The sequence below is a fragment of the Streptomyces sp. NPDC088354 genome (assembly GCF_044753585.1).
GTDB lineage: Bacteria > Actinomycetota > Actinomycetes > Streptomycetales > Streptomycetaceae > Actinacidiphila.
Map to the genome: position 1 here is coordinate 56627 of NZ_JBIVNJ010000018.1, position 21745 is coordinate 78371.

General features: G+C 71.7%; 15 protein-coding genes and 1 pseudogene. 10 read left to right on the top strand and 6 right to left on the bottom strand.

Translation table 11 applies throughout. The annotated features are described in order from the left end of the window. Positions 1-885: 885 nt before the first annotated feature. Positions 886-4434, top strand: coding sequence for a transcription-repair coupling factor (gene mfd, locus ACIP98_RS24665; RefSeq protein WP_319661693.1), 3549 nt, complete (start codon positions 886-888; stop codon positions 4432-4434). 137 nt (positions 4435-4571) lie between these two features. Here the strand turns inward: mfd and ACIP98_RS24670 are convergent, their stop codons facing one another. Then, positions 4572-5936: a polysialyltransferase family glycosyltransferase gene (locus ACIP98_RS24670; RefSeq protein WP_401977964.1), complete on the bottom strand. Its 1365-nt coding sequence runs from the start codon at positions 5934-5936 to the stop codon at positions 4572-4574. Continuing rightward, positions 5933-6916: a glycosyltransferase family 2 protein gene (locus ACIP98_RS24675; protein WP_401977966.1), complete on the bottom strand. Its 984-nt coding sequence runs from the start codon at positions 6914-6916 to the stop codon at positions 5933-5935. Before ACIP98_RS24675 ends, ACIP98_RS24670 begins: the two co-directional genes overlap by 4 nt. 239 nt (positions 6917-7155) lie before the next feature. Between ACIP98_RS24675 and ACIP98_RS24680 the strand changes: the two genes are divergently transcribed. Beyond that, on the top strand, positions 7156-8367 hold the full coding sequence (locus tag ACIP98_RS24680) for an acyltransferase family protein (protein ID WP_401977967.1): 1212 nt from the start codon (positions 7156-7158) through the stop codon (positions 8365-8367). A 349-nt stretch (positions 8368-8716) separates the two neighbouring features. Here the strand turns inward: ACIP98_RS24680 and ACIP98_RS24685 are convergent, their stop codons facing one another. From ACIP98_RS24685 to ACIP98_RS24695, 3 genes are all read right to left on the bottom strand, one after another. Then, positions 8717-10255 carry a serine/threonine-protein kinase gene (locus tag ACIP98_RS24685; RefSeq protein ID WP_401977968.1) on the bottom strand — a complete coding sequence of 513 codons (1539 nt, stop codon included), beginning with the start codon at positions 10253-10255 and terminating at the stop codon, positions 8717-8719. After that, positions 10255-10809, bottom strand: a complete 555-nt coding sequence (locus tag ACIP98_RS24690; protein WP_319661688.1) for a hypothetical protein — start codon at positions 10807-10809, stop codon at positions 10255-10257. The genes ACIP98_RS24685 and ACIP98_RS24690 overlap by 1 nt, the downstream gene beginning before the upstream one ends. A gap of 97 nt (positions 10810-10906) precedes the next feature. Next, entirely contained in the window at positions 10907-12928 is a 2022-nt protein-coding gene (locus ACIP98_RS24695) for an N-6 DNA methylase (protein ID WP_401977969.1), read from the bottom strand. A 369-nt stretch (positions 12929-13297) separates the two neighbouring features. Between ACIP98_RS24695 and ACIP98_RS24700 the strand changes: the two genes are divergently transcribed. After that, on the top strand, positions 13298-14038 hold the full coding sequence (locus ACIP98_RS24700; protein WP_401977970.1) for a hypothetical protein: 741 nt from the start codon (positions 13298-13300) through the stop codon (positions 14036-14038). Between the two features lie 22 nt (positions 14039-14060). On the opposite strand, the gene ACIP98_RS24705 is transcribed toward ACIP98_RS24700, so the two are convergent. Then, positions 14061-14504, bottom strand: a complete 444-nt coding sequence (locus ACIP98_RS24705; RefSeq protein ID WP_401977971.1) for a hypothetical protein — start codon at positions 14502-14504, stop codon at positions 14061-14063. Between the two features lie 268 nt (positions 14505-14772). Here ACIP98_RS24705 and ACIP98_RS24710 point away from each other — a divergent pair, with 268 nt between their 5' ends. From ACIP98_RS24710 to ACIP98_RS24740, 7 genes and pseudogenes are all read left to right on the top strand, one after another. Continuing rightward, entirely contained in the window at positions 14773-15723 is a 951-nt protein-coding gene (locus tag ACIP98_RS24710) for a hypothetical protein (protein ID WP_401977972.1), read from the top strand. Positions 15724-15750: 27 nt separating this feature from the next. Continuing rightward, positions 15751-17517 carry an insulinase family protein gene (locus ACIP98_RS24715; RefSeq protein WP_401977973.1) on the top strand — a complete coding sequence of 589 codons (1767 nt, stop codon included), beginning with the start codon at positions 15751-15753 and terminating at the stop codon, positions 17515-17517. Between the two features lie 175 nt (positions 17518-17692). Next, positions 17693-18526, top strand: a complete 834-nt coding sequence (locus tag ACIP98_RS24720) for a glycoside hydrolase domain-containing protein (protein ID WP_401977974.1) — start codon at positions 17693-17695, stop codon at positions 18524-18526. An 84-nt stretch (positions 18527-18610) separates the two neighbouring features. After that, positions 18611-19312: pseudogene (locus ACIP98_RS24725) on the top strand (HNH endonuclease family protein); the annotation flags it as partial. 3 nt (positions 19313-19315) lie between these two features. Next, positions 19316-19513 (top strand): excalibur calcium-binding domain-containing protein, encoded by a 198-nt coding sequence (locus ACIP98_RS24730; RefSeq protein ID WP_319661808.1) that lies wholly within the window; start codon positions 19316-19318, stop codon positions 19511-19513. Positions 19514-19629: 116 nt separating this feature from the next. Further along, the gene (locus ACIP98_RS24735) at positions 19630-20271 is read left to right on the top strand and encodes a SurA N-terminal domain-containing protein (RefSeq protein WP_319661684.1); all 642 of its coding nucleotides are present in this window, start codon (positions 19630-19632) and stop codon (positions 20269-20271) included. 29 nt (positions 20272-20300) lie between these two features. Further along, positions 20301-21278 (top strand): nucleoside triphosphate pyrophosphohydrolase, encoded by a 978-nt coding sequence (locus tag ACIP98_RS24740; RefSeq protein WP_319661683.1) that lies wholly within the window; start codon positions 20301-20303, stop codon positions 21276-21278. The last annotated feature ends 467 nt before the right edge of the window (positions 21279-21745 follow it).

A 21745-nucleotide genomic window follows, 5' to 3' on the forward strand; every position in this document is an offset into this window, starting at 1 on the left:
TTCGTATCGCGCCTGATCCCCGGTGGGGGGTAGAAGCGGCACTGTGCCTGGGGCCGCCCGTTGGCGCAGCGCGGTCCGGGGGGGCCAGCGCTCGCGCGGCAGGCCGCCGGGGCAGGAGTGAGGCGACCGGGGTCACCCGGACCGCCCTCACACCCCCCTCCGGTGCGGTCCGCGGGGCCAGCGCTCGCGCGGCAGGCTGCCGGGGCAGGAGTGAGGCGATCGGGGTCACCCGGACCGCCCTCACACCCCCCTCCGGTGCGGTCCGCGGGGCCAGCGCTCGCGCGGCAGGCCGCGGGGGCAGGAGTGAGGCGATCGGGGTCACCCGGACCGCCCTCACACCCCCCTCCGGCGCGGTCCGAGGGGGCCAGCGCTCGCGCGGCAGGCCGCCGGGGCGGAGTCAGGCAACCGCGGTCACCCGGACCGCCCCGACACCCCCCTCCGGCGCGGTCCGAGGGGGCCAGCGCTCGCGCGGCAGGCCGCCGGGGCGGAGTCAGGCAACCGCGGTCACCCCGGACCGCCTCCATACCCCCCACCGGGGATCAGGCGCGACAACCTACGGAGGGGGCGGGGTCGTAGGGGTGGGCGTTCTGGACTGTGGAGCATATTTGGGTGCATGACCCGGGGTGATCAGTTGAGAGCGCCCGAGGCACCTAAATGTGCTGTCCAGAATGGCCAGCCCCGGAGGCCCCGCACCCGGCCCACCCCACACGCGCGCCGGGGCGCCCAGACCTTGCCGGGCACACGGGCGGGCGGGCGGGGAAAAAAATCAACGGGCACACGACGCGGCACCGGGTGTCAGCGGAGCGTCGTACGCTTGGGACACCCCGGCTCGTTCCACGTGTCGGGCTGTTCGCGTTGCCTGCCTGCCTTGGGACGGAAAGCCTCATGAGCCTGAACGGTCTGCTGGACATCGTCGTGAGCGACCCCGCGCTCGCGGAGGCCGTACGTGCCGCCACCGACGGCAACCGCCCGCACGTCGACCTCGTGGGCCCGCCGGCGGCCCGCCCGCTGGCGCTGGCCGCGCTCGCGGCCCGCACGGGCCGCACCGTGCTGGCGGTCACGGCCACCGGCCGCGAGGCCGAGGACCTGACGGCGGCCCTGCGGTCGCTGCTGCCCGCCGACTCCGTCGTGGAGTACCCGGCGTGGGAGACGCTGCCGCACGAGCGGCTGTCCCCGCGCTCGGACACCGTCGGCCGCCGCCTGGCCGTGCTGCGCCGCCTGGCGCACCCCAGCGCGGACGACCCGACCGCCGGCCCCGTGCGGGTGGTGGTCGCCCCGATCCGCTCGGTGCTGCAGCCTCAGGTCAAGGGTCTGGGCGACCTCGTCCCGGTGGCGCTGCGCACCGGCCAGACCGCCGATCTGAACGCGATCGTGGACGGCCTCGCGGCCGCCGCGTACGCCCGCGTGGAGCTGGTGGAGAAGCGCGGCGAGTTCGCGGTGCGCGGCGGCATCCTGGACGTCTTCCCGCCGACCGAGGAGCACCCGCTCCGGATCGAGTTCTGGGGCGACGACGTCGAGGAGATCCGTTACTTCAAGGTGGCCGACCAGCGCTCGCTGGAGGTCGCCGAGCACGGTCTGTGGGCGCCGCCGTGCAGGGAGCTGCTGCTCACCGAGCAGGTGCGGGCCAGGGCGGCCGCGCTCGCCGAGGAGCACCCGCAGTTGCGCGAGCTGCTGGACAAGATCGCGCAGGGCATCGCCGTGGAGGGCATGGAGTCCCTGGCGCCCGTCCTGGTCGACGACATGGAACTGCTGCTGGACGTGCTGCCCGGCGGGGCGATGGCGGTGGTCTGCGACCCGGAGCGGGTGCGCGCCCGCGCCGCGGACCTGGTGGCGACCAGCCGGGAGTTCCTGGAGGCCTCGTGGGCCGCGTCCGCGGGCGGCGGGGAGGCGCCGATCGACCTGGGCGCCGCGTCGCTGTGGGGCATCGCCGACGTCCGCGACCGGGCTCGGGAGCTCGGCACCCCGTGGTGGTCGGTCAGCCCGTTCGGGGCCGACGAGGACGCCGCGGACGGTGAGGCCGACACCCTGAAACTCGGTATGCACGCCCCCGAGGTCTACCGCGGGGACACCGCCCGCGCGCTGGCCGACACCAAGGGCTGGCTGGCCGAGGGCTGGCGCACGGTCTACGTGACCGAGGGCCACGGCCCGGCGGCCCGCATCGTGGAGGTGCTCGGCAACGAGGGCATCGCCGCCCGGCTCGACACCGAGCTGACCGGGCCGGTGGAGCCCGCCGTCGTCCATGTCGCGTGCGGCTCGATCGAGAGCGGCTTCGTGGACCCCGCGCTGAAGATCGCCGTCCTCACCGAGACGGACCTGTCGGGCCAGCGCTCGTCCACCAAGGACATGGGCCGCATGCCGTCCCGGCGCCGCAAGACCATCGACCCGCTCACGCTGCAGGCGGGCGACTTCATCGTGCACGAGCAGCACGGCGTCGGCCGTTACGTGGAGATGGTGCAGCGCACCGTCCAGGGCGCCACCCGCGAGTACCTGGTCGTGGAGTACGCGCCCGCCAAGAAGGGCCAGCCCGGCGACCGGCTGTTCGTGCCGACCGACCAGCTGGAGCAGATCACCAAGTACGTCGGTGGCGAGGCGCCCTCCCTGCACCGCCTGGGCGGCGCGGACTGGACGAAGACCAAGGCGCGAGCCAAGAAGGCGGTCAAGGAGATCGCCGCCGACCTGATCCGGCTCTACTCCGCGCGCATGGCCGCCCCCGGCCACACCTTCGCACCGGACACCCCCTGGCAGCGGGAGTTGGAGGACGCGTTCCCGTACGCGGAGACCCCTGACCAGCTCACGACGATCGCCGAGGTGAAGGAGGACATGGAGAAGTCGGTCCCGATGGACCGGCTGATCTGCGGCGACGTCGGCTACGGCAAGACCGAGATCGCGGTGCGGGCGGCCTTCAAGGCCGTGCAGGACGGCAAGCAGGTCGCCGTCCTGGTGCCCACCACGCTGCTGGTGCAGCAGCACTTCGGGACCTTCTCCGAGCGCTACTCGCAGTTCCCGGTCGTGGTGAAGGCGCTGTCCCGGTTCCAGAGCGACAGCGAGGCCAAGGCGGTCCTGGAGGGGCTGCGCGAGGGCTCGGTGGACGTGGTCATCGGCACGCACCGCCTGTTCTCGTCGGAGACGAAGTTCAAGGACCTCGGCCTGGTGATCGTGGACGAGGAGCAGCGGTTCGGCGTGGAGCACAAGGAGCAGCTGAAGAAGCTGCGGGCCAACGTCGACGTGCTGACCATGTCCGCCACCCCCATCCCGCGCACCCTGGAGATGGCGGTCACCGGCATCCGCGAGATGTCGACGATCACCACCCCGCCGGAGGAGCGGCACCCGGTGCTGACCTTCGTCGGACCGTACGAGGACCGGCAGATCGCCGCCGCGATCCGGCGCGAGCTGCTGCGCGAGGGCCAGGCCTTCTACATCCACAACCGGGTGGAGAGCATCGACAAGGCCGCGGCGCGGCTGCGCGACCTGGTCCCCGAGGCGCGGATCGCCACCGCGCACGGGCAGATGGGCGAGTCGCAGCTGGAGCAGGTCGTCGTCGACTTCTGGGAGAAGAAGTTCGACGTCCTGGTCTCCACCACGATCGTCGAGTCCGGCATCGACATCTCCAACGCCAACACCCTCATCGTGGAACGTGGCGACACCTTCGGCCTGTCCCAGCTGCACCAGCTGCGCGGCCGGGTCGGCCGCAGCCGCGAGCGCGGTTACGCGTACTTCCTGTACCCGCCGGAGAAGCCGCTCACCGAGACCGCGCACGAGCGGCTGGCGACCATCGCCCAGCACACCGAGATGGGCGCCGGCATGTACGTCGCCATGAAGGACCTGGAGATCCGCGGCGCGGGCAACCTGCTCGGCGGCGAGCAGTCCGGCCACATCGCCGGTGTCGGCTTCGACCTGTACATCCGCATGGTCGGCGAGGCCGTCGCCGACTACCGGGCGGCCCTGGAGGAGGGCGGCGGCGAGGCCGAGGAGGCCCCGCTGGAGGTCAAGATCGAGCTGCCGGTCGACGCACACGTCCCGCACGACTACGCGCCCGGCGAGCGGCTGCGCCTGCAGGCCTACCGCGCGATCGCCTCCGTCAACTCCGAGGAGGACATCAAGGCCGTCCGCGAGGAGCTCACCGACCGGTACGGCAAGCTCCCCGAGCCGGTGGAGAACCTGCTGCTGGTGGCCGGCCTGCGGCTGCTGGCCCGCAAGGTCGGCGTCGCCGACATCACCCTGCAGGGCGCCAACGTCCGCTTCTCCCCGGTCGAGCTGCGCGAGTCCCAGGAACTGCGGCTGAACCGGCTCTACCCGCGCACGGTCGTCAAGGCCGGCACCAAGCAGATCCTGGTTCCGCGCCCCAGCACGGCGCGCATCGGCGGCAAGCCGGTCGTCGGGCGCGAACTGCTCACGTGGACGGCGGAGTTGCTGACGGCGGTGCTCGACTCCTGAGATCCGACGTCACGGTGCGCGACGGCCGTGACCCGGCCGGGGACACGGTCCGTGTACGCCGGGTCCCTGTGTGCAGAGATCGGATGGTGGAGCCTCGCGCCCGACGCGGGAGGCTCCACCATGCCTGATGCGGCCGGTCAGCCCTGAACCTGAGCCTGGGCTGCTCGGATACCACGTACGAGGCGTCGCACCGTCGGATTGCGGCGCAGCTGTTCGGCCCGTACCGGGCTGCCGCCGGGCAACCTGAGGCTGGTGAGCCGCCGCCGCTTGAAGTACTTCTGGTGCTCGGCGAGGTGGGCGGTGAGCCAGGCCACGGTTTCGTCACGCTGGGCCGCGTACTTCACCGACTGCATGCAATAACCCACGGCCCGCACCAGGGATGCCAGTCCGCCGGTCACCTGATCCGGGGTCAGATCGAGTGGTTTGCCGACCTTTGCCGCGTCCTTTTCGAGATCGGGCAGCACGGCGTCGATGATCGTCAGGGGTACCCGATTGCTGTTCTCGTACGGGGTGATGCGTTCCAGAAGAAGGTCCGTGCCCACTCGGGCGACCGGGATGCCGTAGAAGGCGGAAGCGGTCAGCAACGCGGTGGAGAAGCAGCCCACGACCAGGTCCGGCCGGACGTGTTGGTACAGCGTCTCGGCGAGGACGGGGACATCGAGCACGGTGAGGCTGACCCCCAGCTCCTCCGCCGCCTGCTCGAGCGACTGCGAGTACTGGGCCGGCGCACTTGGATGTGGCTTGAACAATACGCGTCGATGTCCGGCGGCCACGGCGCCGCGCAGCATGCGTACGTGAAGCTCGTCCTCCTCGGCCACGGTGATCAGCTCCAGGGCGGAGAGGTACTGACCCAGGAGCACCGCCGTAGGCCTGGCGCCCTCGGGTATCCGCTCGTCGAGTACTGATACGCCGTGCCCGCCGATCTCCTCCAGTACTCGCAGGAAGGACTCGTTGGGGATGACCACCGGTTCGACGCCGTACTCGGACAGGAGCATCGGGCGCAACCCGGGCACGAGATCGAGGTGGAGCAGCCGTTTGATCCGGGAGTGGAGGCCCACGGGGATGCGGTTGCGGGTAGGTCCGTAGCTCATCAGGCCATCGGCGTACACGTGGACCGGGCTGTCGGCGAAGATGTCCGCGATCGCCCGGGACGGATTGGCCTGGATGGACTCGCAGGCGATCTCGACCGGCTCGTCACCGAGGTCCCAGGCGAGCCGCAGAGCACGCTGCCACATGACGGTGTCCTGGGCGCGCGGCGACCAGCCGACCGGGTGGTGCGGCGCGATGGTCTCGTTCCAGGAGTGCACCGCGTCGAATTCCGGACGCAGCTTCTCGAACCCCGCCATCCGGTCCAAGGGCGTGCTGAGTTCAGGTATGGCGGAGACATTGCTGACCACGAGCAGCCGCCGTTGGCCTTCGCGAGGGCCGAAGAGCCCGGCCCTGATGGCGGCCGTGATGGTCGCGGCGGCGTACTGGGTCGCCGCGAAGAAGATCTGGGTCATACGAGGGCTTCCTTCATGCCGCCGCGCGTTCGGCGCAGGATGTGCTTGCGCTGGTCGTCCATGCCGGCGAGGGCCGCCTGCAATTCGTGCTCGGGAATCCGGCGCAGCGCCTGGGCGCTCAGCTCCTTCAGGCGGGCGGCAACCCGCGGCTCGAAGCGTTGCCGTTCACGGAGATGGTGAGCGATGACGACGCAGAAGTTGCGGATGGCCTTCGGGCGCAGCCGCTCCGCGTCGGGGTCCCCCGCCAACTCCTCCAGCACGAGGTCGAAGGAGCGGATGAAGTCCAGTTGACGCACGTCACCGATCTGCGTGAGGGAGGTCGCTATGCCGCGTCGGTAGAAGACGCCGTGCAGGCTTGCCACGGAGTACGACTGCGCCTCCCGGTGGAGTGCCCAGATCCATGGACGGTCCTCGGCGGTGCGCAGTCCGTCGTGGAAGCGCAGCAGGCCGCGGTCGAGCAGGCGACGGTGGTAGATGCCGGCCCACGCGTACGGGTAGTCGACCATCGTGGTGTCGTCGGTGGGCAGGATCGACGAGCGCGGGTCCAGTACCTCGCCCCGTCGGCCTTCGGGGGCACGATGAACGCGGCGTTCCGAGCCTGTCACCTGAACGTGATCGGTGCGGACGAAGTCGACGTCGTGGCGCTCGATGGCCTCGACCAGTTTCGGGAGGTATCCGGGTGCGAACCAGTCGTCCCCGTCGAGGAAGGTGAGATAGCGTCCTTCCGCCACGTCGATCCCTGTGTTGCGGGCGGTGGCGAGTCCCTGGTTTGCCTCGTGCCGGATGACACGGCTGTTCGCCAGGCGCCGGGACATGTCCAGTAGTACCTCGTACGTGCTGTCCCTTGTGGAACGGTCCTCGACGAAGATGAATTCAAAATCGTCGCGAGCGTTTCCTGCGAGACTGGTCACCGTGGCCGCCAAGAAGTGCTCGATATTGAAGCACGGGACGATGACGGAGAGCGTGGGCCTATTGGTCACATGTTCACCTAGTTCTCATACAGGGGAAGCCGATGAAAGGCTAGGCTGTGGTGCGTGGCGACAAGATGTATGGGAGATGAGCAGAAGGTGAACTCACGCTGAAGGGTTAGCAAATCGCGATCCGGATGCGTCGGGATGTCCATCTAGTCGGATTATCCCTCTGTGGCTGCTTCTTATTCTGCCTTTAGGTCCCGCGTTCGCGGTGGCGTCGGATTGAGTGACGGTGGAGTGGGAGCGGTATGCCCTCGACGGCTACGGAGCAGGGCGCGGCGGAAGCCGCGCCGGACATATCGGCTACGGCGAAGGGGACGGTAGACGCGCGCGTCGCGCCTCGGGTGGTGCATGCTACGGCTGACCCGGACGGTCGGCGCCCCAAGGGGAGCGGTGATCGGCTGCGCGCACTGGACGGGCTGCGTATTGTGGCGGCCCTTATGGTCGCCTTGTTCCACTACGTCGGCAAGGCGCAGACTGCCGAGGCCTGGGGCCGAAACCCCCGGGACCTCTTCCCCGATCTTTCCCATGTTGCCTTCTACGGCAATTTGGGGGTCCAGCTCTTCTTTGTCATCAGCGGCTTCGTGATCTGCATGAGCAGTTGGGGGAAATCAGCCGGCGACTTCTTCCGCTCCCGTGTCTCGCGACTGTACCCCGCCTATTGGGCGGCGATCCTGCTGGTGACCGCTGCCTGTGTCGCCATGCCGACCGTCATCAAGCCCCTCCGGCCCAACGAGGTGCTGGTGAACTTCACCATGGTTCAGCAACCCATGGGCGTCCCACGAGTACTCGGCGTGGATTGGACGTTGTGGGTCGAGGCTCGCTTCTATCTGCTGTTCGCGCTGTTCGTGATCGTGAAGGGCGTGACTTACCGCCGGGTGGTCGTCTTCTGCGGCCTGTGGACGGTGGCCGGAGTCTTCGCCCGGGTGGCCCACAACCCTCTGACCGACGAGTTGGTGATGCGGGATCACGCTCCCTTCTTCATCGGGGGGCTCGCGCTGTACCTCATCCATCGCTACGGCAGTGACCTGCTGTTGTGGGGCATTGTCGGGGTGAGCTTTCTGACGGGGCAGCGCTACGTCGTCACGGCTCTGTGGGACCCCCACGCTCCGTTCCACCGCTCACCGCTGGTGATCCAGACAGCCGTCGCCCTCTGCTTCGTGGCGGTTGCGGCCGTAGCCCTGGGTTGGCTGCGCTGGGCCGACTGGCGCTGGCTCACGATCGCTGGGGCGCTCACTTACCCCTTCTACTTGGTGCACGAACATCTCGGCTGGTTTGCAATCGCTGGGCTCCACCAGCATCTCGAGTTCACTCCGAGGCAGACGCTGGCCGCGACGCTGGTCGGGTTGCTGATGTTGGCCTACGTGATCCATCGTCTGGTGGAGAAGCCCGTTGGGCTATGGCTGAAGCGTGCTATGACCTCTCAGGCCGCCCGAGTGCGGGCCGCGGTGCGCGCGTGAGGACTCCCCACCGCTAAAGGAAGTTCGGGGTGGTCGGACCACTCCGAGAGCGATCGGCGGGAGCGGGGTGGCTCGGCGGAGGCCGTGGCATGGCGAGGACGCACGCCAGTGGGCGGTGAGCGTCGCGGTCGCTGTCCCGGGCAAAGGTGGCATCCGGACCGGTGTGTTCCAGGGCATCCCGTTCGTGTTGGATACGGGGAATTGCCTTGGAACACCTGTCGCAGGAGCTCGGCTTCGGTTCGGCATGATCTGCTGGCGGCGTCTGGCGGAGTGCCATCGGGTGCCGCGTCGGCCTGCACCCACGGCGGCTCCAACCGCTCGCGAGGCAGGAGACGATGTCTGATGCCGTTCAGCGGCCCATCCGGCCGAGCCACGCCAGCGTCCGCCGCAGTTCCACCGAGAGCGGATGGTGCGGGCCGTGCACGCGGTCGGAGTCGTACAGCAGCCGTGACAGCACGTCGTGCGCGCCGATCCGGTCGCCGACCGACAGCAGCAGCTGGCCGATGCGCCGCCGCACCTCCAGCGGCAGTTCCGGGTCGGTCGCGCGGTACTGCTCGAAGGACGGCAGCAGCGCGCGGTACTCGGCCAGGGCCGCCGCGGCCTCGCCGAGCTGTTCCAGGCACTGCGCGGCCTCGTAGCGGTACTGCAGCGACTGCCGCCCCGAGGGTCCGGATTCCGCGGCGAGTTCCTCCGCCAGGCGGCGCAGCTCCGGCAGCGCGCGGCGGTACTGGCCGTCCTCCATCAGCGTGGCCGCGTACTGCTTGCGCAGCATGCGCACCACGGGGGAGTGCTCGCCGTGCTTCTCGGCCGCGGCGGGCAGCACACCGCCCAGGATGTCGACGGCCTGGGTGATACGGCCCGCGTCCAGCAGCCGTTTGACCTCGTCCACGGCCTCGGCGATGCCGCGCGCGCCCGCGGCCGGTGCCGCGGCGGGCGCGGGCGGCACCGCGGAGGGCTGCGGCGGTGCGGCCGGCCGGTCCGGCCAGGGGGCGTGCGGGCGCAGGAAGGGGCGGGTGGGGTCCATCGGGCCGGGGGCGTGGTGGACGGTGCCGGGCACCGGCAGCAGCGGTGCCAGCTGGCGGTAGGTCTCCTGCGCGTCCTCGGGCCGGTGCTGGGGGTCCTTGGCCAGCAGCCGCAGCACCAGTGCCTCCAGCGGCTCGGGCACCTCCGGGCGCACCTGGCGCAGCGGGACCGGCTGCTCGTACAGATGGCGGTGCAGCACGCCGAGGGCCGTGGAGCCGGCGAACGGCACGTTGCCGCTGAGGAGTTCGTGCAGCAGCACCCCGAGCGCGTACAGGTCCGTCCGCGGTCCCACGGCGCCGCTCATGGCCTGTTCCGGAGCCATGTAGGCGGGGGTGCCGATGGGCGTGCCGGTGTGGGTCAGGCGCGTGGTGTCGCTGTCCAGCACGGAGGCCACGCCCAGGTCCAGGACGACGATCGAGCCGTCCGGGCGCACCATCACGTTGCGCGGCTTGAGGTCGCGGTGGACGATCGGCACCGCGTGCACGGCGGAGAGCACCGCGCACAACTGCGCGGCGACCGCGACCGCCCACGGCCAGGGGTACGGGTCGTGCTCGGCGAGGTGGTCGGCGAGGTCGGCGCCCTCCACGTACTGCATGACGAAGTAGAGCTCGTCGGTGTCGCTGCCGGCGTCGTGGACGGTGACCAGACCGGGGTGGTCGACCTGGGCGGTGACCCGGCACTCGCGCAGGAACCGGCGGCGCAGTTCCTCGGCGTCGGCCGCGCCGGCGACCTTGTCGGGGCGCAGCAGTTTCACCGCCACCCGCCGGTCCAGCCGGCGGTCGTACGCGGTCCACACCTGGCCCATGCCGCCCTGGCCGAGGACCGTGGCCAGCTCGTAACGGCCGGCGACGATCCGTCCGTTCACTACTGGTCCTCCTGCTTGCGCAGCAGGTCACTGAGCTCGTCCAGCTCCGCGCGCACCTGGTTCAGGCGCGGGGGGTGCGGCGGCGCGGCCGGCGGTTGCGACGGGGACGCGGGCCGGGCCGGCGGGGGAGCGGGGACGGAGTTGTAGGGGTTGTAGGCGGGCTGCGGCTGCTGCGGGGGGTAGGGGACCGTCGTCGCGTACGGCGGGTACCCGGTCAGCGCCTGCTTGCGGTGCAGGGCCATGTCGGCCACGAGGTAGTGGACGCCGACCAGCGGGACCATGGATATGACGGTGATCAGCGCCACGTCCGTCCAGCCGCTCGACTCCGGCAGCACGCCGATGGTGGCGAACGCCGCGATGGTCACGGCCGTACCGACCCAGAACAGCACCCAGTCCAGTGTCCTGCGGCGCTGCACCGCGAGGTGGAGCAACGGCAGGCAGGACAGGAAACCGCAGCTGAGCGCGGTCAGCACCAGGAAAATGGCACGCAACGCCACTGCGGAGCCGCCGGACTGCGCGGACGGGGGCGGCGGGACCGGGCCGGGGCCGTTCATCACTGCTCCTGGACTCCTGGGCATGCGTACGGGACAGCTGCGGGTGGCATCGCGAGCGTATCGGCAGGGGCCGACAGACGTTCACCCGATCCCGTAACTATTCGGGCCGCACGGTGCCGTCCGTCAAGCCGTCGTACAGACCCTGCACCAGTTGCTCGCCCAACTGCCCGGCCAGGCGCAGCGTCTCCTCGAAGAGGGCCAGCGTCCGGAACCGCTCCCCGTAGCGCCGCTGGTCGGCGGGCGGCAGCCGGGGGATCTGCAGCCGGCGCACGTCGAGCCGGGTGGCGGTGGACGCGTAGCTGCTGGCCTGGCGGTTGTTGGCGGTGCCGCGCAGGAAGCCGGCGAGGAACCACGGGTCCAGCGAGGCCGGGTCGGGACGCAGCAGGTGCAGGTTGCGGCCGAGAGCCGCGCCCGCGGTGGCGGCGTCGACGACCCGCGCGGCCGCGCCGCGGCCCAGGACCGGGACGACCACGTCGCCCTCCTCGACGAGCACCGGCTCGTCCTCCTGCGGGCCCTCGGGCAGGGCGCCGGTCGGACCCGTGCCGGCCAGGACGTCGTGCTCGGTGAGCACGGCCGGGCCCCCGCCGGGGCGGGCGCTGCCCTGGCCGCCCGCCCGCAGTACCAGGGCGCCGGCCCGGGCCAGTTCGCCGACAGTGGTCAGCGGCCACCGGGCGGGCGGGGCGGACCGGGCAGGCCCGGGGGCGAGTTCGGAGGTGCGGCGCAGGGTGTCCGTCAGCCGGTCCCGCACATCGGTGAGTTCGGAGGGGCCACCGCCGGCCGCAGGGGGCGGGAGGTGACGCGCGGGCGCCAGGTCGACGTCGTCGTCGAGGAGGTCGATGACGGGCAGGACGCGGCTGACGCCGGGCCGTTCGGCGTCCGGGCCGGCCGCTCCGTGGCGGTCGAAGGCGGTCCACGCGTCCAGCACGGTGGCGCGCACCGTCTGCCAGGGCAGCTTCTCGCCGCCCGCCGCGGACCCGCCCTGCGCCTGCGCGGCATCGACCAGCAGCAGGTGCGGCGACGGGGGAGCGCCGCCCTCCGGCCTGCGCAGCACCCACAGGTGCAGCGGGATGCCGTACGGGGGCGCGGCGCCCGCCGGCAGCGCGATCACGGCGCGCAGGGTGCCGCGCCGCAGCAGGTCGGCACGGACCCGGCGGCCGGACCGGCGGGACGCGGCGGCCGGCGGCATCAGCAGCACCACGGTGCCGCCGTCGCGGACCCGGGCCAGGCAGTGCTGCACCCAGGCGAGTTCGGACTCGGTGCGGGCCGGGAAGCCGTACTCCCAGCGAGGGTCGTAGGCCAGATCCTCGTGGCCCCAGTTGCGCTCGTTGAAGGGCGGGTGGCACAGCACGGCGTCGGCGGCCAGGTCCGGGAAGGCGTCCTCGCGGAGGCTGTCGCCCGCGGCCACCCGCACCTCGGCGGCGGTGTCGGTGTGCAGGGTCAGCCGGAGCGCGGCGAGGGCGGCGAGGTCGGGGTCGGCCTCCTGCCCGTGCAGCGCGTGGGGTGCCTGCACGGCGCGCAGCAGGGTGCCGGTGCCGCAGGCGGGGTCCAGCACGCTGCGGGCGGGCCCGGCGAGCGCGGCCATCAGCTCGGCGGGGGCGGCCGGGGTGAGGCTGTACTGCCGCGGGTTGGCGTCCAGGTGGCGGCCGAGCAGGAACTCGTAGGCCTGGCGCGGGCCCAGTTCGCCGGCGAGGTCGGCGGCGCCGCGCAGCAGGGCCGGGTCCACGGGTGTCCCGAGCGGGAATCGGCCGCCGAAGCGGTGCTCCAGGAGTTCGCGTGCCGCGTGGGTGAGCGCGTCCGGGTCGGGATGCCGCCAGTCGCCGGGGTGTTCGCGTACGAGCAGCAGCACGGCGCCGGCCTGCCGCAGGGCGGTCGCGGTACCCGCGGGGTGGGCCTCGGCGCGCTGCCAGACGCGTTCGCGCAGCGGGACCTCGGCCAGTTTGCCCTGGCCCCGCAGCCACCGTTCGACCTCGCCGAGGTCGAACGCCGGGCTGGTGTCGGTGCCGCCCACCGGCTTGGGGAAGTCGGCGTGCCGGCGGCGCCAGTTGCTCACGGCCGCGCGTCCCACACCGGCCAGCCGGGCGATGCCGGCGGCGGTCACTTCTGCTGCGTTCTCCGGCACCTGGCTGGCTCCCCTCCCACATGGGCCTCTGCTGTGGCCCGAGCATACCGGTGAACGTGTGTTTCGCCCCTTCGCGTCGTGAATCGCTGTGAATCGAGAATCCGTGTTGACTCGGTTCACAGGTCATGCTGTGATTGACCCATCGGTTCACGGAGAGCTCCGTCACCGTGCACTCCGCTGTCCGCAGCGGCCGGGGGCGCACCGCACCCCCGGACCCCATCTCCGCGCACGACGCCGTCGGCGGCACCGCCGGCGCGACCCTCACGGCCGAGGACGCCTCCTTCACCACCGGCGGCCGCGGCGACCGGAAGAACCGGCAGAAGAAGACGGGCCGAGCACGCCCGCGCGACCCACCAAGGGGAGACCCACATGACCACCCTCCGCGCTGCCCTCACCGCGGTCGGCTGCTCCGCCGCCGCCCTGACCATCGCCGCCTGCGGCCCCCTCGGCAGCGGCAAGGCCGAGCCCGCGTCGACCGCGCTGGCCGACCAGCCCGCCTCCGTGATCGGGACCAAGTCCCTGGCCGCCATGAAGTCGGCCTCCACGATGACCGTCGACCTCGACGGCATCACCGACGGCAAGCCGATGAAGTACCACATGGCCATGAGCGACACCGGTGACTGCCAGGGCAACCTCACCATGGAGGGCGGCAACGTCCGCATGGTGAAGTCCGGCCCCTCCCTCTACATGAAGGGGGACGACGCCTTCTGGTCGTCCCAGGGGGCCGACGGCAAGGCCGCCCAGGAAGTCATCGGCAAGCGGTGGATGAAGACGAAGGCCTCCGGGCCGGACTCCAAGGAGTTCCTGCAGGCCTGCGACCTGAAGGCGTTCCTCGCCGAACTCGACAAGGAGGAGGGCGGCGACGACGGCGGCACCAAGGGCGAGCCCGTCACCGTCGACGGCACCCCCGCGCTGCCGATCACCGGCAAGGACGGTGCCGAGACGATCACCGCCTACATCGCCACCCAGGGCAAGCCGTACATGCTCAAGGTCGTGACCAAGGGCGGCAAGGAGCCCGGCACCCTGCGCTTCACCGACTTCGACAAGCCGGTCGACATCAAGGCGCCCGCCGCCAAGGACGTCGTCGACATCGACAAGCTCGGCGGCTGACCCGGCCACGCGAAAGGTCGGGTCAGCGCGTCACCGGAAAAGCAGCGACGAACCGGGGCCCGTCCGAGCGGTGTTGAACGGGGAAGGTGATTTTCAGGCCCTGTTCCTCACCGGCCATCGAAAGGCGGGTGACGTACTGCAGGCCGAGGAATGCCTTCTTCGAATGACCCGCGGACACGTACGGGCGGGGCAGATTCAGTACGAGCTTCCCCGGCTTGCCGCCCCGGTTGCCGTCGAAGAAGAGCACACGGCGGTCGGTCAGGGCGATGTACAGCGGGCGAGGTGTGACCGTGGCCATCACCGTGCCGGCGCTGAGCACACCGACCACCGCGGCGGTGAGGGCCTGCTTGCGCACCGAGACCGAGCCGACACCGGCCAGGCTGGTCATCTCCACCTGCTCGCCTTCGAGGAGCAAAGGGGATGCGGCGTCCAGCAGTTGGCGGTTGCGGCGGGCGTTGAGGGCCATGGCTGACTTCCTGGCGAGGTGATGAGCGACGTACGGCGATTACCGGACGGAGGGCGCGGTGGACGGGCGGGACGGGGTCAAGAATCCTCGGGGGCGCGCCGCGCGGAGAGACGGGCGAGACGGGCGAGACCCACGGACACTATGCGGATTCCGTGGACGCAAGCCGAACGTCCGGTATGGAGATCATCAAATTCACGTCAAGTCAGGTCACGATGGCGGCCGATTTCCCGGTCGGTCCGATTCCCACAAGGTCGCTTAGGATCCGCGTATGTCGCACGTATCTTCTCTGCCTCCTCCGGATTTCGAGGAAGCGTCCGCCTATCCGGAAGTCGCCTGGCTCCGCCGGGCAGCCGCCGCGGCCGACATGGAGGCTCTGCGCCGGTACGTCGACGGGCTGCCCCCGGGGATCGACCGCAGCTTCGTCGTCCGGACCGTGGCCGAGGTGCCGGCCGTCGAACACGTCCTGCGGGGGCTGGTCGCGGCCGCTCCGGACGACGTGTTCGGCCTCACCGTCCTCGGAGCCCGCGAGGTCGAGCTCGGCTGGGAGATCCGGACGGCGAGCCGTGCGCAGAACGTGAGCCGCGAGCAGTTCGCTGCATTCCACGCCCACTTGCGGACGGCCGAACAACTGCTGATACGGGCCACGGCTCTCGACCCGTCCTGCGACGCGGCCTGGGCCGAGCGGCTCAACACCGCCCGAGGCCTCCAGCTCGGGCAGAACGAGGCGCGGCGCCGATACGACCGGCTGGCGAAGCACCATCCGCACCACTTCACGGGCCAGGCCCGGCTCCTTCAGCAGCTGTGCCCCAAGTGGGGCGGGAGCTGGGAGGCCGCCCATTCCTTCGCGCGGGAGTGCATGCTCGGCGCCCCCGAAGGGGCCCTGAACGCGGGGCTGGTAGCGGAGGCGCACCTCGAGCACTGGGGCGACCTGGGATCCGACCGCGAGCGGGCCGAGTACCTGCGCGAACGGCACGTCCACGGCGAACTCGTCGAGGCTGCCGAGTGGTCCGTCTCCCACCCGCGATTCCGGCGCGACCACGGCTGGGTCGTCGTCCAGGGGACCTTTGCGGCCCTGTTCTCACTGATCGGCGACACCGCCCGGGCCGCCACGCACTTCCGCGCGCTGGGCAACCTGGCATCCAGGTACCCGTGGAGCTATCTCGGCGAGCCCGCCGACGCCTATGTCCGACACCGCAACGCGACTCTTGCCGGAGGATGACCCGCCCATGCCGAACAGAGGCCTGAGATGAACCCGTGGGCCGCCGTCCACCACACCGAGGTCGACGGCATACCCACCCTCTTCGCGTACGCGGCCGGGCCGATGCGCGCGGGACTGGTCTTCCGCGTCGGAATCGCCGACGAGACGCTCGGACGGGCGGGCCTCACGCACCTGACCGAGCACCTGGCCCTGCACCGTCAGGGCCTGGCCGACCACCACTTCAACGGTGCGACCAAGGCCGCGTTCACCCACTTCCACGCGGAGGGCGCCGAGCACGAGATCGTCGCCTACCTCACCGGTGTCTGCGCCTCCCTCGTCGACCTGCCGATGGACCGGCTGGAGACGGAGAAGGAGATCCTGCGGACCGAGGAGTCGCGCCGCGAGCCCGGCCGGCTTCCGCTGTGGCGCTACGGGGCGCAGGGATACGGTCTGGTCAGCTACCCCGAATTCGGCGTGCGGAACGCGAGCGCCCAGGACGTGTGGCAGTGGGCGCAGTCCTGGTTCACCCAGGCCAACGCCGCCTTGTGGATCGCGGGCGAGCGGCTGCCCGCCGGTCTGTCGCTCAAACTGCCTGCCGGGGATCTCCGGCCGATGCCCGCCGTGACCTCCGCCCTGCCCGTCGCTCCCGCCTACTTCTCCGACGGTGCCGGCGGGGTGCTGCTGGACGCAGTGGTCACCGACACCGCCGCCGCCCGGCTGTACGCGGCCGTCCTCGAGCGCGAACTTTCCCGCGCGCTGCGGCAGGAAGGCGGTTACTCGTACACGGCGGCCGCCGAGTACACCTCGCGTCGCGACGGGTTCGCTCTGGTGACCGCCTTCGCGGACGCCCTGCCCGCCAAGCAGGACGCGGTCCTCGGCGGGTTCGTCGACGTCCTGGCCGGACTTCAGGCGGGCCGGATCGCGCAGGCCGACCTCGACGCGGTGCGCGGCCGTGCCGACGCGGCCCTGACCGCACCCGACGGGCTCGTCCGGCGACTGCCAGGCATGGCGGAGGACCTGCTGGTGGGGCGGCCCCGGGGCACGTCCGACGACGACCTGCGCTCCGAACTGTGGGCGACCGCGCCCGCACATCTGCACGCGGTGGCCCTGGAGGCCGCCGGAACGGCCCTCCTGCAGGTGCCCTCGGGGCACTCCGCGGACTGGGCCGGCTACGCGCAGGCGCCGACCACGTCGGCGTACGCGGTCACCGGGCGGCGTTTCGCACCGGGCCGCAAGGGCGCGGCGGCGCTCGTCGTGGGCGACGACGGCGTCAGCCTGACGGAGCGGCCGGCGGCCGGGGCCGACGGGACCGAGCGGGCGGCGACCGTGCTCTTCCGCTCCTGCGCCGCCATGCTGAGCTGGCCCGACGGCGGCCGCCGGCTCATCGGCACCGACGGCCTGGTCGTCGATGTGGAGCCCGGTGTGCACGGCGTCGACGCGCACACGATCGCTGTCATCGACGCCGCGGTACCAGCGGCGGCGGTGGTGCAGATGCCGGTTCGGCGGAACCCGCCGCGACGGGACGCGGCACCGGCGGCCCGCGACGCGGCCGGCATCGGGGACTTCGGTCCTGCCACCCCACCGGAGCGAACCGCCCGTACCCGGCGCACCGGGATGCAGACGGTGGCCATGGTCCTCTTCGGGCTGCTCGGCGCCTTCTTCGCGTTCGTGGCCCTCGCGTACACGGTCTTCGGCTCCGACGATCCCGGGACCGGCACCGGTGAGTGGATCTCCGTCGCGGGCTTCCTGTGGGCCGTCAGCGCCCTGTTCGTGTGGCCCGCCGTACGGATTTTGCGGCGCACCGCCCGGCGGTGACGGTCGTGGCACCGCGGGCGAGCCGGCCCCGGAGGACGGGGCGGGGGCCGGTCGCCTGTAGGTTACGGAGGCTGGCGCGCCCGCGTACGACGGACGACGCGCACGGCCCGCGAGGACTCTCGACAACGGCGATCGGCACGTGTTCGTGCCTCGCATGTCAACGAATGGGGTGGGGATGTCCGGTCACCGGATGTCGAAGAAGCGTCGCTACATCGCCTGGGCGGTCGCGGGGGTCGCCGTGCTGGCGGGTGCCGGCGTCGCGGCGGAGGCCTCGATGGCGACCACCGTGTCCCGGCCCGCGCCGAAGGTGTACACGGGGCGGGCGTTCGACACGTGCACCGCGCCGTCGGCGTCGGCGATGAAGGCGTGGAAGGCCTCGAACTTCTACGGCGCGGCGGCCGTCTACGTGGGCGGCAAGAACCGCGGTTGCGCCCAGCCGAACCTGACCGCTTCGTGGGTCAGGACCGTGAGCGCGGCCGGCTGGAAGCTGATCCCGCTGTACGTCGGCGCGCAGCCGCCGTGCCAGACGAGCCGCAACCCGGAGAAGCTGACCGCCGGCACGGCCGCATCCCTCGGCGCCGCGGACGGCGCGGACGCGGTGGCCAAGGCGGCGGCGCTCGGGATGAAGGCCGGCAGCACGCTGTACCTGGACATGGAGTCGTACGACACCACCAACACCGCGTGCAACACCGCGGTCCTCACCTACATCCGGGCCTGGGACAAGGCCGTCCACGCCAAGAACGACTGGGCCGGCTTCTACGGATTCAAGAGCAGCAGCGCCGCCGCCGTCGCCCAGGCCAAGGACCGTACCGACCTGCCCGACGCGCTCTGGTACGCGCTGTGGGACCAGAACAAGACGACGACCGCCGACTGGCCGTTCTCCACAGCCCTGTGGACCGGGCACCGCCGCGGCCACCAGTACATGGTCAACAGCAAGGAGACCCGGGGCGGTTACACCCTCACCGTGGACCGCGACTACTGGGACGCCCCGGTCGCCGTCACCGGCTGACGGGGCGGGGGCGGCGGCCCCGGCGCACTCGCCGGCCGGAAGGCCCCCTGCCGGTTGCCGCCCCCCACCCCCTACAGTGCCAAGGTGGTCACTACCAGGGCGGGTTCAAGGACGGGAACGGCAGCGGCGCTGCTCGCGGTGCTCCTCGGCGTCGCGGGGTGCACGGGCGAGGGCCTCGGAGGGCAGGGCAGCGACGCGGCGGCGCCGGCGGGTTCGGCGCTCAAGGCGGTCGGCGACCTGACGGTCAAGGGCCGTGCGCCCAAGACCGGTTACGCACGCGACCAGTTCGGCAGTTCCTGGGTGGACACCGACCACAACGGCTGCGACACGCGTGACGACATACTGCAGCGCGACCTGACCGACGAGTCCTTCCGGTCCGACGACGGCGGCGACTGCATCGTCACCTCCGGCAAGCTCGACGACCCGTACACCGGCAAGGGGATCAGCTTCACCCGCGGCCGCAGCACCATCGACATCGACCACGTCGTGGCGCTCAGCGACGCGTGGCAGAAGGGCGCCAAGTACTGGGACCGCGACAAGCGGATACAGGTCGCCAACGACCCGCTGAACCTCCTCGCCGTCGACGGCCCCGCCAACCGCGGCAAGGGCGACGGCGACGCCGCGACCTGGCTGCCCCCCAACAAGGCGTTCCGCTGCCCCTACGTCGCCCGCCAGGTGGCGGTGAAGAAGAAGTACGGCCTGTGGGTCACCGCGGCCGAGAAGGACGCCATGACCGAGGTCCTGCGCACCTGCCCGGACGAGCGGCTGCCCGGTTCCGGCAAGCCGGACGTGCCCGGCGCGGCGCCCTCCGGCAAGGACGACCAGGGCGACGGCAAGGGCGGCGACGACAAGCCCGGCTCCGGCGCCACCTCGTACCCGAACTGCGCCGCCGTCCGGAAGGCGGGCGCCGCCCCGCTCCACCGCGGCGACCCCGGCTACTCGCGTGATCTGGACCGGGACGGGGACGGAGTGGCCTGCGACACCTGACCGGCCCCGGCATCGTTTGTGCAGAGTGCTGGATATTGCGGGTCCCCGCTCAATATCCTCGATCACTGCATCTGCCAGATCGTGCACCGTCGCCCGATCCCTTGCCGGGAGGCAAAATGCTCCGCCGCAGGACTGCGCTCTCCGCCCTCGCCACCGCCGCCGTGCTCGTCGCCGCGCCACTCCTGACCTCCTGCGGAACACCGCACGCCGGTGCCGCGGCCGTCGTCGGCGGGCGGCAGATCACCGTGAACACGGTGCAGGCGAGGGTCGCGGCGGTGCGTGCCGCCCAGGAGAAGTCGCCGCAGGCCGACCAGCTCATCGAGGCCAGCAGCGACCTCCAGCGCAACACCGTGCACAGCCTCGTCCAGGCCCGGGTCATCGAGCGCGCCGCCAAGGACGCCGGTGTCTCCGTCACCCCGCGCGAGGTGCAGCAGGCCCGCCGCGCCGCCGAGACGCAGGCCGGCGGCAAGCAGCAGCTGGAGGCGCAGGTCCTGCAGACGTACGCGATGATCCCCGCCGACATCGACGAGAGCATCCGCACCGACCTGCTCATGCAGAAGGTCGCCGCCCACTACGGCGCGAACGTGCAGACCCCGGACGGCCAGGCCGCCCTGCTCACGGTCCTGCGCCGCACCGCCGGCCGCCTCGACATCGACGTGAACCCTCGCTACGGCACGTGGAACGCGCAGAAGCTCACCCTCGACACCAACAAGGACCCGTGGCTGACCGAGGTGAGCGCCGCCAAGGCGGATGCCTAGCCGTCACCCGGGCGAGGTAGTTTCGTCGGGTGGACCACTTGGATGACTCCGCCCGCCCGGGCCGCCTGGTACTGCTGACCACCACCCACCGCGTCGCCCCCGGCCTGCTGTCCTGGCCGGCGTGGGAGCTGCTGCGCGGTGCCGACCGGGTCGTCTGCCCCGACCCCGGGCACCCGCAGCTGCCCTACCTGCGCGAGGCCGGCGTCGCCGTGGAGCACTCCGCGCCCACCGGCCGTGACCTGGTCGACCTCACCGGGGGCGGGCGCACGGTGGTCTACCTCACCGGCGGCGAGGGCGACGCGGCCGTCACCGACGAGCTGGCCCGGCTCGGCGGCTCGGGCCGGGTGAGCATGCCCGACCTGGAGCTGCTGCCCGGTTCCTACGACCTGCCCGGCGCCCGGCTGCTCGACCTGGTCCAGGTGATGGACCGGATCCGCCGTGAGTGCCCCTGGAGCAGCGTGCAGACCAGCCAGGAACTGGTGAAGTACGGCATCGAGGAGATCTACGAGCTCGTCGAGGCGGCCGAGGAGGGCGACCGGGACGCACTGCGCGAGGAACTCGGCGACGTGCTGCTCCAGGTGGTCTTCCACGCGCGGATCGCACAGGACGACCCGGAGGAGCCGTTCTCCATCGACGACGTCGCCGCGACGATCGTCGACAAGCTCGTCCACCGACACCCGCACGTCTTCGGTGACGAGACGGCCGAGACGCCGGAAGAGGTCCAGGCGCACTGGCTGCGGATGAAGGAGCAGGAGAAGCAGCGCACGTCGGTCACGGAGGGCGTCCCGCTCGGCCAGCCCGCCCTGGCGCTGGCGGCCAAGCTGGGCGCTCGCGCGGACCGGGCGGGCCTCGACGTGCCGGTTCCGGACGCGGACGCGGCGGACACGGGGGAGCGGCTGCTGGCGTTGGCGCTGGCGGCGCAGGCGGCGGGGATCGATCCGGAGTCGGCGCTGCGGGCCGCTGCGCGGCGCTACCGGGATGCGATTGTGGAGGCCGAGACCCGCTGATTCCGGTCCGGGTGGGCTTTTTCCCCGCCCGCCCTCCCCCAGCCCGGCGCGGTAAGTGCGGGCCCTGCGCTGCGTGCGTCGGGGGTCGGTGCCACGCCGGGGGTGCGCCCCGTTTGCCCCCTGCGGGGGCACCCAGCCACATCCCCTCCCGGGTCGGCTGGCGACTGACGGCCGGTGGGGGTGCTGTTGGCGGTGACGGCTGCGCCCTTGGACGGCGCTGCGCCAACGGGTGGCCCGAGCACGGTGCCGCCACTACCCCCCACCGGGGATCAGGCGCTCGCAACTACGGAGGGGGCGGGGTCGGAGGGGTGGGTGTTCTGGACTGTGGAGCATATTTGGGTGCATGACCCGGGGTGATCAGTTGAGGGTGCTTGAGGCACCTAAATGTGCTGTCCAGAATGGCCGGCCCCGGAGGCCCCGCACCCGGCCCACCCCGCACGCGCGTCGGGGTGACTGACCGCGCCGGG

What these genes read in the sequence shown, in the direction of transcription:
- ACIP98_RS24700 (WP_401977970.1), top strand. Translation starts at nt 13,298, where the DNA reads ATGACCACCCTCCGCGCTGCCCTCACCGCGGTCGGCTGCTCCGCCGCC.
- ACIP98_RS24680 (WP_401977967.1), top strand. Translation starts at nt 7,156, where the DNA reads ATGCCCTCGACGGCTACGGAGCAGGGCGCGGCGGAAGCCGCGCCGGAC.
- ACIP98_RS24670 (WP_401977964.1), bottom strand. Translation starts at nt 5,936, where the DNA reads ATGACCCAGATCTTCTTCGCGGCGACCCAGTACGCCGCCGCGACCATC.
- ACIP98_RS24705 (WP_401977971.1), bottom strand. Translation starts at nt 14,504, where the DNA reads ATGGCCCTCAACGCCCGCCGCAACCGCCAACTGCTGGACGCCGCATCC.
- ACIP98_RS24690 (WP_319661688.1), bottom strand. Translation starts at nt 10,809, where the DNA reads ATGAACGGCCCCGGCCCGGTCCCGCCGCCCCCGTCCGCGCAGTCCGGC.
- ACIP98_RS24715 (WP_401977973.1), top strand. Translation starts at nt 15,751, where the DNA reads ATGAACCCGTGGGCCGCCGTCCACCACACCGAGGTCGACGGCATACCC.
- ACIP98_RS24720 (WP_401977974.1), top strand. Translation starts at nt 17,693, where the DNA reads ATGTCCGGTCACCGGATGTCGAAGAAGCGTCGCTACATCGCCTGGGCG.
- ACIP98_RS24710 (WP_401977972.1), top strand. Translation starts at nt 14,773, where the DNA reads ATGTCGCACGTATCTTCTCTGCCTCCTCCGGATTTCGAGGAAGCGTCC.
- mfd (WP_319661693.1), top strand. Translation starts at nt 886, where the DNA reads ATGAGCCTGAACGGTCTGCTGGACATCGTCGTGAGCGACCCCGCGCTC.
- ACIP98_RS24735 (WP_319661684.1), top strand. Translation starts at nt 19,630, where the DNA reads ATGCTCCGCCGCAGGACTGCGCTCTCCGCCCTCGCCACCGCCGCCGTG.